A 12,888-nucleotide genomic window follows, 5' to 3' on the forward strand; every position below is an offset into this window, starting at 1 on the left:
CCTAAATCTCCAGCTCCGTCCCGAACTCCACCACCTGCTTGGTCGGCACGCCGAAGAACGCGGCCGAGCGTTCGGCGTTGCGCTGCAGGAAGGCGAACACGCCTTCGCGCCAGACCCACATGCCCGGGACGTCCTCGCGCGGGATGATGGTTTCGCGGCCGACGTAATAGGTGATCTCGGAGAGGTCGATGCCGGGCAGCTTGCCCTGCTGGCAAACGAGCTTCAGGCCTTCGTAGATCGTCGGGTTCTGCATGAAGCCGTAGTGCAGGATCGCGCGGGTGATGCCGGGAATGATCTCGATCACCTCGGCGCGTTCGTCGTCGGGAATGTGCGGGGATTCCTCGATCAGCACGGTGACCAGCAGCACGCGCTCGTGCAGCACGCGGTTGTGCTTGACGAACTGGGTGAGCGCGAGCGGCACGCCGCGCGGCGCCGAGGCCAGGAACACGGCGGTCCCGGGCAGCCTCGCATGGCACCTGTTGACCGCGGTCTCGATCAGATCCTCCTCGGGCTGGCGCAGCTGGCCGCGCGCGGCTTCGACCAGCCTCACGCCGGCGCGCCAGGTCAGCATCAGGAAGGCGACGAGGCCGGCGAGCAGCAATGGAAACCAGCCGCCCTCGAACAGCTTGATCGAATTGGCCGAGAAGAAGATCAGGTCGATGACGAAGAATGCCCCGTTCACGCCGGCCACCAGCCAGGGCGAATAGCCCCACTGGATCGCCACCAGCGCGGCGAGCAGCGTCGTGATGGCCATCAGCAGCGACACGGCGATGCCATAGGCGCCGGCGAGCGCGTCCGAGGTGCCGAAGCTCAGCACCGCCCCGAGGGTTGCCGCAGCGAGCAGCCAGTTCACCAGCGGCACGTAGATCTGGCCAATCGCGTCGCTGGTGGTGTGGCGGATCTGCATGCGCGGCAGGAAGCCGAGCTGGATCGACTGCTGGGTCAGCGAGAACACGCCGGAGATGATCGCCTGCGAGGCGATCACGGTCGCGACCGCCGAGAAGGCGACCAGCGGATAGTGCAGGGCGTCCGGGCAAAGCTGGAAGAACGGATTCTCGATCATGGTGGGATCGGTGATCAAGAGCGCGGCCTGGCCGAAATAGTTCAGCACCAGCGCGGGCAGGCAGATCGCGAACCAGGCGAGCCGGATCGGCAAGCGGCCGAAATGGCCCATGTCGGCATACATGGCCTCGCCCCCGGTCACCGCGAGAAAGGCGGCGCCGAGAATGGCGAAGGAGACGTGAAAATCCTGGTGGATCAGGAAATTGAACGCATAAAACGGGCTGAGCGCGGCCAGCACCGCCGGCGCCTTGACGATGCCGTGGATGCCGAGCGCGGCGAGCACGACGAACCAGGCCAGCATCACCGGGCCGAAGATGCGGCCGATGAAGCCGGTGCCCTGCTTCTGCATCATGAACAGCCCGATCAGGATGGCGACGGTGACGGGCACGACCACCGGTGCGAGCGAGGGGGCATCGACCTTGAGGCCCTCGATGGCGCTGAGCACGGAGATCGCCGGTGTGATCGCGCCGTCGCCATAGAGCAGGGCCGCGCCGACGAGACCGACGACGAGGAGATGCGCACGCCAGGTGCCGGCTTGCGCGTTACGCGCGTGGAGCAGAGCCAGGAGGGCGACGATGCCGCCTTCGCCGCGGTTGTCCGCGCGCAGGATCAGCAGTGCATATTTCAGCGAGATGATCAGGAGCAGCGCCCACAGGATCAGCGAGGCAACCCCCAGGACAGCGTCGTGAGTGAGTGTACCGCCATGGGCAGCCGCCTTGGCGGCTTCCTTCAGGGCGTAGAGGGGACTGGTGCCGATATCGCCGTAGACCACGCCGAGGGCGCCCATGGTCATGGCAACCGGCAGTGCATCAGGGTGGTGGCCGGAGGCAACTGCAGGTGTGCTGGACAACGGCAAATCCCCCAATGGAATCGCGCCCGGCGGGCCATTCCGACGGGCGCGAGCATGACGCAGTCTGCGACGAGACGTCGCAAATAGCCATGGGATTTATCTTGGGGTTTATCTTGAGGGACCTTCCTGACGCGAAACTGACAGATCCGACTACGGCGTGCGGTCGGCGGTCACGAGGCGCGCCTCCCGGACATTGGCCTTGCTGCCGGCGCGGCGCAGGCAGGACGCCTCGAAATTCGGCCAGGCCTGCTGCGAGCAGTCACGGCCGACGGTGCGGATATCGAGCCGGTCGCTCTTGGCCAGCGGCTGCGGCACGCTGGCTTCGACCGTCGGGGCAAAGCCGGGCAGGAGGGTGAGGGCCGCGGCAACACACGCAGACAGAGCGATCGCTGAAAGAGCCTTGATCATTGACAGTCCCCTGTGATGCGGCCGCCTGCGCCCAGCATGCGACCCGTCGTTCGTTGGCCGGATTAGTAACCATGGCCAGTTTCCGGACGTCTTCGCGGGCGCCGGAAATGGTTTCGTTCGCGGTCCGTTTTGTTTCGTGGCTACCCGCAGGACGAAACAAACCGGCCGTTGCCGACGTCTGGGGAGACATCTACGTGTGACTGGACCGGAAACGGACAAGGAACCTGCCCGGCTTGCCGGCCCGGGCCGGGCGCGGTAGGACGGGGCCATGCCGCGCATTGCCTTCTACCCAGGTTCCTTCGACCCCATCACCAACGGCCATCTGGACGTGGTCCGGCACAGCGTTTCCTTGTGCGACAGGCTTGTGGTCGCAATCGGGGTGCACCCCGGCAAGAAGCCGCTGTTCTCGACCGAGGAGCGGTTGAAGATGCTCGAGGACGTCTGCGGCCCGATCGCGGCCCAGGCCGGCTGCGTGCTCGAGGCGACGACGTTTGACGATCTGTCGGTCACCGCGGCGCGCAAGCATGGCGCGACCATCATGATCCGGGGCCTGCGCGACGGCAGCGACCTCGACTACGAAATGCAGCTCGCCGGCATGAACGAGGCCATGGCGCCCGAGGTGCATACGGTCTTCCTGCCGGCCTCTCCCATGGTCCGCCCGATCACCGCCACTTTGGTGCGCCAGATCGCCGGCATGGGCGGGGACGTCTCGGCCTTCGTCCCGCCGCAGGTCGCGGCACAGCTCAAGGCCAAATTCGCCGGATAACGGCGCGCTTCCTTCTCTTTCTGATCCGGAGTTGTCATGATCCGAATTCTCGCAGTTCTTGCCGCGCTTCTGTTCGCGGTGCCGGCGGCGGCACAGCAATTGCCGGCAAATCTCGACAAGGCCAATGCCATCGTCATCGACAGCACCAAGGGCCGCATCGTCATCAAGCTCAGGACCGACATCGCGCCCCAGCATGCCGAACGCATCAAGCAGCTCGCGCGCGAAGGCTTCTACAACAACGTGCCGTTCCACCGCGTCATGGATGGCTTCATGGCGCAGACGGGCGATGGCCAGAACGGCAACGGCACCGGCGGCTCGAAATATGCGAACCTGAAGCAGGAATTCTCCAAGGTGCATTTTGCCCGCGGCATTGTCGGCATGGCCCGGCGCGGCGACAGCGTCGACAGCGCCAACTCGCAATTCTTCATCATGTTCGCCGACGGCGGCAGCCTCGACGGCCAGTACACCGTGATCGGCGAGGTCGTGCAGGGCATGGACGTCGTCGACAAGCTGAAGAAGGCGCCCCCCGGCTCGCCCGGCGGCTCCGTCACCGATCCCGACAAGATGGTGAAGGTGCAGGTCGCCTCCGACGTCAAATAGGCGCGGCCATGGCGCGCCGCGGTGGCAGGCTCCTGCTGATTGCCGCGATGCTGCTGCTCGGCACCTCCCGTGCCGCCGCGGAGGCCGCCCGGGTCGACACGATCCAGGACATCTTCCGGCACCTGCGCACCTGCTGGAGACCGCCGTCGCCGGCCAGGGCGCGCCCCCTCGACATCACCGTCGTCGTGAGCTTTAACCGGGCCGGAAACATTCTGGGCCATCCGAGGATTACCTATGAATCCGCGGAGGCCTCCGACAATGACCGGCTGCAATACCGGATCGCGGTGATGGAGGCGTTGCAACGCTGCACGCCGGTGCCATTTACCGATGCAATGGCCGGTGCCGCCGCGGGGCGACCATTCGCGATCCAGTTCCGCAGCCGCAAAACGTCACCCGACAAGACTTCACCCCCAACGCAAGAGAGACGAGCATGAGCGTCACCGAAAACACCCTGATCCTCGAGACCACGCAGGGCCCCGTCACCATCGAGATGCGGCCCGACCTCGCGCCGGGCCACGTCGCGCGCATCAAGGAGCTGGTCCGCGAGGGTTTTTACGACGGCATCGTGTTCCACCGCGTGATCGAGGGCTTCATGGCGCAGACCGGCTGCCCGCACGGCACCGGCACCGGCGGCTCGGGCAAGAAGCTGAAGGCCGAGTTCAACAAGGAGCCGCATGTGCGCGGCACCGCCTCGATGGCCCGCGCCGCCAATCCCGATTCCGGCGACAGCCAGTTCTTCATCTGCTTCGACGACGCCCGCTTCCTCGACAACCAGTACACGGTGTGGGGCAAGGTCACCGAGGGCATGGAGAACGTCGACAAGATCAAGCGCGGCGAGCCGGTGCAGAACCCCGACAAGATCGTCAAGGCGCGGATGGCCGCGGACAAGGAGTAAGCGCGGTCCTGTCATCGCCCGCGCAGGCGGGCGATCCAGTACTCACGATCGTTGTCGTAACTACCACTGGCGGTTACTGGATGCCCCGCCTTCGCGGGGCATGACACCGACCAAGCTCGCTCATGCGCACCGATCTCTTCGATTTCGACCTGCCCGCCGAGCGTATCGCCTTGCGCCCGGCGAGCCCGCGCGATTCCGCGAAGATGCTGGTCGTCGAGAACGGCGCGCTGCGCGATCAGACCATCGCCGACCTGCCGCAATGGCTGAGGCCCGGCGACCAGCTCGTCGTCAACGACACCAAGGTGATTGCGGCGCAATTGAAGGGCCGCCGCATTGGCCGCGAGACCGAGCCGAAGATCGAGGCGACGCTGATCAAGCGGCTCGACGGCTCGCGCTGGCAGGCGCTGGTTAAGCCGGCGAAGAAGCTCGTCCCCGGCGATCGCATCCGCTTCGGCAACGAGGGTAAGGTCTGCCTGCTCGGCCATCTCGACGCAGAGGTGGAGGCCAAGGGCACCGAGGGCGAGGTGACGCTGTCGTTCTCGTTCCACGGTCCGGCGCTGGACCAGGCCATCACCGATCTCGGCAGCCCGCCGCTGCCGCCCTACATCGCCTCCAAGCGCACGCCCGACGATCAGGATCTCGCGGATTACCAGACCATGTTCGCGGCCAATGAAGGCGCTGTTGCGGCTCCCACCGCGGGGTTGCATTTCACGCCGGCGCTTGAGCAAGCGCTGCGCGACCGCGACGTCGGCATCAACCGCGTGACGCTGCATGTCGGGGCGGGGACGTTCCTGCCGGTGAAGGTCGACGACACCGAAGCCCACAAGATGCATGCCGAATGGGGCACGATCTCGGCCGAGACGGCGGAGCGCCTCAACGCTGCGCGGAAGAGCGGCGGCCGCATCGTTGCGGTCGGCACCACGTCATTGCGGCTGCTGGAAAGCGCCGCGAGCGAGGACGGCACGATCCAGCCATTCGCCGCCAAGACGTCGATCTTCATCACGCCCGGCTATCGCTTCCGCGCGGTCGATGTCCTGATGACGAATTTCCATCTGCCGAAGTCGACGCTGTTCATGCTGGTGTCGGCGTTTTCGGGGCTGGAGACGATGAAGCAGGCCTATGCGCACGCAATCGGGAGCGGGTACCGGTTCTATTCGTATGGCGATGCGTGTTTGCTGTTCAGGGCAGAGCGGTAGGGTGGGTTAGCCGCAAGGCGTAACCCACCACTGCTCTTCCGCGCAAGCACAAGAGGTGGATTACGCCTTCGGCTAATCCACCCTACGCACCTTCGGTTACGCCATCACCCGCTGCGGCAAGAGCTCCGCGATCTGCACGGCATTGAGCGCGGCGCCCTTGAGCAGCTGATCCGCCGCCACGAACATCGAGATCGAATGGCCGCTAGCGTCGCTGAGATCCTTGCGGATGCGACCCACCAGCACGTCGTCCTGGCCCGAAGCGTCGATCGGCATCGGGAAGTAGTTCTTGGCGCGGTCGTCGACTACCTTGACGCCGGGGGCCTGCGCCATGATGGCACGGACCTGGTCCTCGGTGATCGGCTTCTCGCATTCGAAGGTGATGGCTTCGCAATGGGCGCGCAGCACCGGCACGCGCACGCAGGTGACGCCGACGGCGATGCTCTCGTCCTCGAAGATCTTGCGGGTCTCCTTGATGACCTTGGTCTCTTCGTCGTTGTAGCCGGTCTCGGGGTCGATGGCGGTGTTGTGGTTGAACAGGTTGAAGGCGTAGGGGTGCGGCATCACCTTGGGCGTATAGACCTGCCCGTTGAGATTGGCGCGGGTGGATTCGACGAGCTCCTCCATCGCCGCGGCGCCGGCGCCGCTAGCCGCCTGATACGTCGAGATGATCACGCGCTTGATGCGGTTCTTCTGGTGGATCGGCCAGAGCGGCACCAGGGCGGTGATCGCGGCGCAGTTCGGGTTGGCAATGATGCCCTTGTGGTCACGGATGCGGCTGGCGTTGATCTCGGGGATCACCAGCGGCACGTTGGGGTCCATGCGGAAGGCGGAGGAGTTGTCGACCACGACGGCACCGGCCTTGACCGCGATCGGCGCATACTTCCTGGAGATGCTGCCGCCGGCGGAGAACAGCGCGATGTCGACGCCGTCGAAAGAACGCTCGGTCAACTCCTCGATGACCACACTGTGCCCGCGGAACGACACCGTCTTGCCGGCCGAGCGTGCGCTCGCCAGTGCCTTGAGCTTGCCGACGCGGAAACCACGCTTGTCCATGGTGGCGATGAATTCGGCGCCCACCGCACCGGTGACGCCGACAATCGCGACGACGGGATCGTTACTCACTTTGTCCTCCATTGCGTTTTAGACAACAAAAAAGCCCCGGACCATCGAGGGCGGGGCTTGCCGTAGAGCTGATGCGTTTAAGTCGACGACCTACGCGCGCACGCCTCCCCGGGCCCCTTCGGCCGTGGTGGTTTTGGTCGTGCGTTTGGTGGTCGTGAACATGGCGGCGACTTATGCGGGAGAGTCTTGCCCCCGTCAATGGCTTTTCGGCCCGATCGATGCCGCGGGCGGCGTGCCGCTATTCGGCACCCGCTATTTAGCACCCGCTATTTCGCCTTGGCTCCCGGCGGCTCCAGGGTGACCTCCTTGAGATCGTCGCCGCTGACGACGACGATCGAGAAGTTCAGCCGGCCGCGTTCGCGGACCAGCCCGCCGCTGATCGCCTTGCCCGCAGCGGCGCGCTCGGCGACGCGCACGGCATCGGAGAGGCGGTGCCTGATCGCACCTAGCGCTGCGAGGTTGCTGCGGTCCTCGCGGTCGAGCTCGGTAAGGGGGAGGGCGGCTTCCCCGCCGACGAATTCGCCCGTCGCGGCATTGATGGTGTGGCGCCAGATCCGGTCGTTGTGCAGGGTCTTTACCCGGTAGACCGGCACGCCCGAGCCGCCGTCGAAGCTCACATCGGCGGTGGTGGCGCCGGCATGGCGGGCTTCGGCAATCGCCATGGCCTGGCTGATCGTGATCGACGAGCCGCGGAATCGCTCTATTTCGCGGCTGACTGCCTGGCGGTCCGCTTCGGCATCACCATCTGTGTCGCTGTGAAGCGCGGTCGGCGTGCTCGCGGTCACGACGGCCTGTACCGGCGCGGCGAAGAGCAGCGCGGGCATTGCGACCGCAAGCAGGTACGAGGTCCATCGTTTGGCAGTGGTCATGCTCGAAACCCTCGGCCAGCGAGTGTGCCGGATGATCGTAAAGAATTCGCGGCCGGCCTTGGGCATCGGCCGGCCGCCGAGCGCCGCGGCAGGCTGTACTGTACCCGCAATGGCGATCGAAGCGGTCCGGACCTCTTTGGGGCTGGTGAAAAAGCGGCCCGTACCGACTTATAATTAAACCATACCGTATCGTTTTGTTTCGGTCAATGACGCCACGCCATCCGCCTCGGGGAAAGTCCGCAAGCTCACGGAATTGTCAGCGGGCGGAGCGGCGCCGCGGCGTGAGTTTCGGGCCGCCCTGGACGCGGTCGGCAGGTCCCAGCGCGCCCGCCAGGAACAGCTTGATCGCCGCGCGCATGCGCTTCTCGGCGGACTTCATCTCGAGCGCCGTTCCGAACGTCGCCATGCGGTGGGTGTGGCCGACGACGACGTCGAGGAACACCTCGGCTGCGATGGTGGTGTCCTCGACATCGAGCGCGCCTTGCGCCACCAGATGGTCGAAGAAGCGCGCCGTGGTGGCGACGGCCTTGAGCCAGCCTTCCTCCTTGCCGAGCTTGGCGACGTCGGGAAAGTTGATGGCCTGCGCCGTCATCATGCGGCTGAAGGCGACGGCATCGGGGCCGCAGGTGAAGGTCAGCATCTCGCGCCCGATCTCGACCAGCCGCTGCTCGACCGGAATGTTCGAGGCGCTGGAGAGCTGCGTCTCCGCCGCTGCCGACAGCGGCGCAAGCCAGCGCTCGATCTCGCGCCTCAGCACGGCGGCGAACAGGCCGCGCTTGTCGCCATAGCGGGAATAGACGGTGGGCTTGCTGACCCGCGCCGCTTCCGCGACCGCATCGAGCGAGGTCGCATCGAAGCCGCGGTCCAGGAACAGGCGGGTGGCGACCTCGATCAGCCGCTGATCGCGCTCGATCGCGGCGGTCTTGGTCGGCCGGCCGCCGCGCGATTTCGGCACCTCGCGCCGTGGCGCTGCCGGTCTTGCCTTAGTCGCAGTCAATCCCATGCCCAATGATTCCTGCGCGTTTCTGACGGTCGTCTTTGCTCTATAACGCGCAGCAACCGGGGCGTCATCGCGAATCTGGCCGAAATGGCCGTATCGTCAACGGTCTCGATAGGGCCTCGTTCCTTCGTGCCGGCCTACGGCAGCGTCGAGGTCCAGGCCTGGCCGGTTGCAGCCTTCTCGTATCCGTACTGATACAGCGCCCGCATATAGGCGGTATCGAACCCTTCCGACGGCGGGGCGGGATAGTCGCGCGCGATATAGGAGAGATGGAAGCCGAGGCGGTTGCGCTTGGCGAAATCGTAGGTCGAGAAGATGATCGAGCGGGTCTGCGATTGGGTGATCGCCGACAGGCTGCGTGAGGCGACGTCGATGGTGCCGTTGGACACCAGCTCGAAATTGCGTTCGATCTTCTTGTTGACGAGGATGTAGATGTCCATCTTCGCATTGCCCGGCAGGCGGCCGCTCTGGAACAGCAGAGCTTCCGGCAGGGTCAGCACCGGCGCCGTCACGCCGCCGTCGACATGCATCTCCTGAAACTTGCGGCCCTGGCCTTCGGCATCGATCATGATGGGCGGAAACACCAGGGGAATGCTGGCGGAGGCCGCCATCACGTCGCGAAACAGCTTGAGCGCCTCGGGCGTTCCGACCGCGGCGATCTTGCCCATGTCCCAGATCGCGGTGCGCTGCGTATCGAGGTCGGTCGTCACCACGAGCAGCTTGCGGCCTTTGGCGTGCTCGCGCGCGACCTGCGCCATGATCTCGGGCCCCACGTAGCGCGCGACGAGCTCGCGCAGCCTGGTGTTGCCGAACAGGCCGGATCCGAACAGCACGCGCACGATGCTGGGATCGTTCAGGAGGCTCTCTGCGATGCCGCTGGTGTAGACCTCCTTCAGCGTGTCGTCATATTGCGGTCCGAGAAACGCAAACGGCGCGATCAGGCCGCCGGTGCTGACGCCCGAGACGACCGAGAAGGTGGGGCGGGTTCTCGCTGCGGTCCAGCCGTTGAGCACGCCGACGCCATAGGCGCCGTCAGCGCCGCCGCCGGAGAGGGCGAGATAGGTTCTCGTCGCGGTGCTGTAGTCCTTCTCGAAGCTGAACCTGGTAACCGGCTCGTCGGCGTAGCGCCTGAGCCCGTCGATATCCAGCACGCGCGAGACCCTGGCCTGAGCGGCCGTGTAGGGCGTGCGGGGCAGGGAGGTGCAGGCGCCGAGCGCCAGGCTGCAGCTCAGGACCACCAATCCGATCAGGCCGAGGCCAATCTGCCTGATCCGGTCGCGCGAGGAGGCGGATGCGTCGGTCGAACACGAAGGGTACGGCATTGTCGGTGGCTGGCGATCACGCATCTACCGCCGCCGGCAAGTTACGCCGCGGCATCTCGTCCAGCCCCCAAGGACAAAACTACACTGTATCGTTTTGTTTGACAAGTATGCGGAACACGGTCCGTGCGTTGGACGGTGTCCCAGTCTGAAGCACCAACCGTGCTTTAGCGCCGCTTGGCGGGTTGATCGGCTTCCTCCGACACGCAATAAGCACCGCCATGAATCCCGACAATGACCTTCCCAATCACTTTGAGTTGCTCGCCACCGACGGGGCCGCACGCACCGGGCGGCTGACTACTCCGCATGGCGTGGTGCGCACCCCGGCCTTCATGCCGGTCGGCACCGCCGGTGCCATGAAGGGCATGCACTGGCGCGAGGTGCGCGATGCCGGCGCCGACATCGTGCTCGGCAACACCTATCATCTGATGCTGCGTCCGAGCGCCGAGCGGATCGCGGCGCTCGGGGGCCTGCAGAAGTTCACCGGTTGGAACGGACCGATGCTGACGGATTCCGGCGGCTTCCAGGTGATGTCGCTGGCGGATTTGCGCAAGGTCAGCGAGCACGCCGTCACCTTCCGCTCGCATATCGATGGCGCCAAGGTCGAGCTGTCGCCGGAGCGCTCGATCGAGGTGCAGCGTTTGCTCGGCTCCGACATCGCCATGCAGATGGATGAATGCGTGCGGCTGCCCGCCGAGCGCGCCGATATCGAGCGCGCGATGCAATTGTCGCTGCGCTGGGCCGAGAGAAGCAAGCGCGCCTTCGAGACCGCCCCGGACGGCTACATGCTGTTCGGCATCGTGCAGGGCGGCGACGTGCCCGAGCTTCGTCATGCGAGCGCGAGAGGCCTGGTCGGGATTGGCTTCCATGGCTATGCGATCGGCGGGCTTGCCGTCGGCGAGCCGCAGGCGGTGATGCTGGCGATGATCGACGAGACCGCGCCGCTGCTGCCGAAGGAGCGGCCGCGCTATCTGATGGGCGTCGGCACGCCCGACGACATCCTCGAAGCGGTGAAGCGCGGCATCGACATGTTCGATTGCGTGATGCCGACGCGCAATGGCCGGCACGGCGTCGCGTTCACGCGCTACGGCCAGGTGAATTTGCGCAATGCGCGCCATGCCGACGATCCGCGCCCGCTCGATGAAGAGAGCTCATGGCCGTCGACGCGCAACTGCGCGCGCGCCTATCTCCATCATCTCGTCAAGGCGGGCGAGACGCTGGGGGCGATGCTGCTGTCCGAGATCAATGTCGCATACTACCAGTTCCTGATGCAGGGCATCAGGGACGCGATCGCACGCGGAAATTTCGAGGAGTTCTATCAGCGCACGCGCACGGACTGGGCGAGGGGCGATATCGCCCCGCGCTAGATCAACGGTCCAAACTCAGTTGCACACGATCCGCCGCTTCACGGCATGCTTGGTCACGAAGCCGTAGCCGCAATTGTCGCAAGTCCAGAGATAGCTGATCATGTGGTCCGAGACGTAGGCAGATGCTTCAGCGGCGACCATGGAGTCGGCGCAGACGGGACAGGTCGGCAACTCACTGCAACGCGGATCACGCCTTAGCGTTACGGTCGACATCACTTCAGCAACTGCTGACATCGTGCTGACCTCCCTGTTTTAAGACCTAAGTCTAACATAAGCAGAATCAGTTGACGAGGTCGCAACACAAATGCGTTGGTTTTCTGCTAATTAGAGCTCACGTGATTTTGCGATGCAGCGTATTTAACATGTGCTGCATTGCCGCTTGCGTGTCGCCGCAAGCTGTCCGTAACTGCGCAAGGCCGCGACAGACGTGCAGATCGTCGCCTCAGGGAGTTCATCATGGACGCATCGTCCAACACGGGTGCAGCGCACCAACCCGGCCGTGGCCGGATCTACGACTCGATCGTCGATGCCTTCGGCAACACGCCGATCGTGCGCTTGCGCCGGCTGCCCGGCATGCACGGCGTGAACGCGACTATTTTGGCAAAACTTGAATATTTCAATCCTGCCGCGAGCGTGAAGGACCGCATCGGTGCGGCCATGATCATCGCGATGGAGAAGGCGGGCATCGTCAAGCCCGACACCGTGCTGATCGAGCCGACCTCCGGCAATACCGGCATTGCGCTCGCCTTCGTGGCGGCCTCGCGCGGCTACCGGCTCAAGCTGGTGATGCCGGAATCGATGTCGATCGAGCGACGCAAGATGCTGGCCTTTCTCGGCGCCGAGCTGGTGCTGACGCCGGCGGCGCAAGGCATGAAGGGAGCGATCGCGGCGGCCGAGGAGCTCTTGAGGACGACGCCGAACTCGGTGATGCCGCAGCAGTTCAAGAACCTCGCCAATCCCGAGGTGCACCGCCGTACCACCGCGGAGGAGATCTGGAACGACACCGGCGGCAGCATCGACTTCTTCGTGGCCGGCGTCGGCACCGGCGGCACGATCACCGGCGTCGGCCAGGTGCTCAAGCCGCGCAAGCCCGGCTTGCGTGTTGTCGCGGTCGAGCCGGAGGAGAGCCCGATTCTGTCGGGAGGACAGCATACCCCGCACAAGATCCAGGGCATCGGCGCCGGCTTCGTCCCCGACATCCTCGACCGCGCCGTGATCGACGAGATCGTGAAGATCAACTCGACCACGGCCATCGAGACCTCGCGCGCGCTGGCGCGGCATGAGGGCATTCCGGGCGGTATCTCCTCGGGCGCCGCGATCGCCGCCGCGCTCGAGATCGGCAAGCGGCCGGAAGCTGCAGGAAAAACCATCCTCGCCATCGTGCCGTCCTTCTCCGAGCGGTATCTTTCAACGGCTCTGTTTGAGGGGATCTGA

At 65.3% G+C, this 12,888-nt stretch carries 14 protein-coding genes; 7 read left to right on the forward strand and 7 right to left on the reverse strand.

Going from position 1 to position 12,888, the window contains the following annotated elements; genetic code table 11:
• Nucleotide 1: 1 nt before the first annotated feature.
• Entirely contained in the window at nucleotides 2-1,855 is a 1,854-nt protein-coding gene (locus ACNJYD_RS18655; protein WP_439367489.1) for a potassium transporter Kup, read from the reverse strand.
• Between the two features lie 207 nt (nucleotides 1,856-2,062).
• Complete coding sequence (locus ACNJYD_RS18660; RefSeq protein WP_172783710.1) at nucleotides 2,063-2,320, reverse strand: hypothetical protein; 258 nt, start codon at nucleotides 2,318-2,320, stop codon at nucleotides 2,063-2,065.
• A 268-nt stretch (nucleotides 2,321-2,588) separates the two neighbouring features.
• On the opposite strand from ACNJYD_RS18660, the gene coaD reads away from it, so the two are divergent.
• The 5 genes from coaD (at nucleotide 2,589) to queA (ending at nucleotide 5,777) form a co-directional block, all read left to right on the forward strand.
• On the forward strand, nucleotides 2,589-3,086 hold the full coding sequence (gene coaD / locus ACNJYD_RS18665) for a pantetheine-phosphate adenylyltransferase (RefSeq protein WP_172783711.1): 498 nt from the start codon (nucleotides 2,589-2,591) through the stop codon (nucleotides 3,084-3,086).
• Nucleotides 3,087-3,122: 36 nt separating this feature from the next.
• Nucleotides 3,123-3,686, forward strand: a complete 564-nt coding sequence (locus ACNJYD_RS18670; protein WP_439367370.1) for a peptidylprolyl isomerase — start codon at nucleotides 3,123-3,125, stop codon at nucleotides 3,684-3,686.
• Nucleotides 3,687-3,694: 8 nt separating this feature from the next.
• A complete protein-coding gene (locus ACNJYD_RS18675; protein ID WP_439367372.1) occupies nucleotides 3,695-4,120 on the forward strand; it encodes a hypothetical protein in 426 nt (141 codons plus the stop codon).
• On the forward strand, nucleotides 4,117-4,581 hold the full coding sequence (locus ACNJYD_RS18680; protein ID WP_018642141.1) for a peptidylprolyl isomerase: 465 nt from the start codon (nucleotides 4,117-4,119) through the stop codon (nucleotides 4,579-4,581). Before ACNJYD_RS18675 ends, ACNJYD_RS18680 begins: the two co-directional genes overlap by 4 nt.
• A 122-nt stretch (nucleotides 4,582-4,703) precedes the next feature.
• Complete coding sequence (gene queA / locus ACNJYD_RS18685) at nucleotides 4,704-5,777, forward strand: tRNA preQ1(34) S-adenosylmethionine ribosyltransferase-isomerase QueA (protein WP_439367374.1); 1,074 nt, start codon at nucleotides 4,704-4,706, stop codon at nucleotides 5,775-5,777.
• Between the two features lie 96 nt (nucleotides 5,778-5,873).
• On the opposite strand, the gene ACNJYD_RS18690 is transcribed toward queA, so the two are convergent.
• The 4 genes from ACNJYD_RS18690 to ACNJYD_RS18705 form a co-directional block, all read right to left on the reverse strand.
• The gene (locus tag ACNJYD_RS18690) at nucleotides 5,874-6,911 is read right to left on the reverse strand and encodes an aspartate-semialdehyde dehydrogenase (RefSeq protein WP_439367375.1); all 1,038 of its coding nucleotides are present in this window, start codon (nucleotides 6,909-6,911) and stop codon (nucleotides 5,874-5,876) included.
• A 254-nt stretch (nucleotides 6,912-7,165) separates the two neighbouring features.
• Entirely contained in the window at nucleotides 7,166-7,768 is a 603-nt protein-coding gene (locus tag ACNJYD_RS18695; RefSeq protein ID WP_172783824.1) for a PepSY domain-containing protein, read from the reverse strand.
• A gap of 256 nt (nucleotides 7,769-8,024) precedes the next feature.
• Nucleotides 8,025-8,771: a TetR/AcrR family transcriptional regulator gene (locus tag ACNJYD_RS18700; protein WP_172783717.1), complete on the reverse strand. Its 747-nt coding sequence runs from the start codon at nucleotides 8,769-8,771 to the stop codon at nucleotides 8,025-8,027.
• Between the two features lie 134 nt (nucleotides 8,772-8,905).
• Nucleotides 8,906-10,114, reverse strand: coding sequence for a patatin-like phospholipase family protein (locus ACNJYD_RS18705; protein WP_439367376.1), 1,209 nt, complete (start codon nucleotides 10,112-10,114; stop codon nucleotides 8,906-8,908).
• A gap of 194 nt (nucleotides 10,115-10,308) precedes the next feature.
• Here ACNJYD_RS18705 and tgt point away from each other — a divergent pair, with 194 nt between their 5' ends.
• Nucleotides 10,309-11,454 carry a tRNA guanosine(34) transglycosylase Tgt gene (gene tgt, locus ACNJYD_RS18710; protein ID WP_439367377.1) on the forward strand — a complete coding sequence of 382 codons (1,146 nt, stop codon included), beginning with the start codon at nucleotides 10,309-10,311 and terminating at the stop codon, nucleotides 11,452-11,454.
• Between the two features lie 15 nt (nucleotides 11,455-11,469).
• Here tgt and ACNJYD_RS18715 read toward each other — a convergent pair whose 3' ends face one another.
• A complete protein-coding gene (locus ACNJYD_RS18715; protein ID WP_172783720.1) occupies nucleotides 11,470-11,688 on the reverse strand; it encodes a hypothetical protein in 219 nt (72 codons plus the stop codon).
• A 222-nt stretch (nucleotides 11,689-11,910) separates the two neighbouring features.
• Here ACNJYD_RS18715 and cysK point away from each other — a divergent pair, with 222 nt between their 5' ends.
• Nucleotides 11,911-12,888 (forward strand): cysteine synthase A, encoded by a 978-nt coding sequence (gene cysK, locus ACNJYD_RS18720; protein WP_172783721.1) that lies wholly within the window; start codon nucleotides 11,911-11,913, stop codon nucleotides 12,886-12,888.

The organism is Bradyrhizobium sp. SPXBL-02 (genome assembly GCF_051853065.1).
In the GTDB taxonomy this organism is placed as follows: domain Bacteria; phylum Pseudomonadota; class Alphaproteobacteria; order Rhizobiales; family Xanthobacteraceae; genus Bradyrhizobium.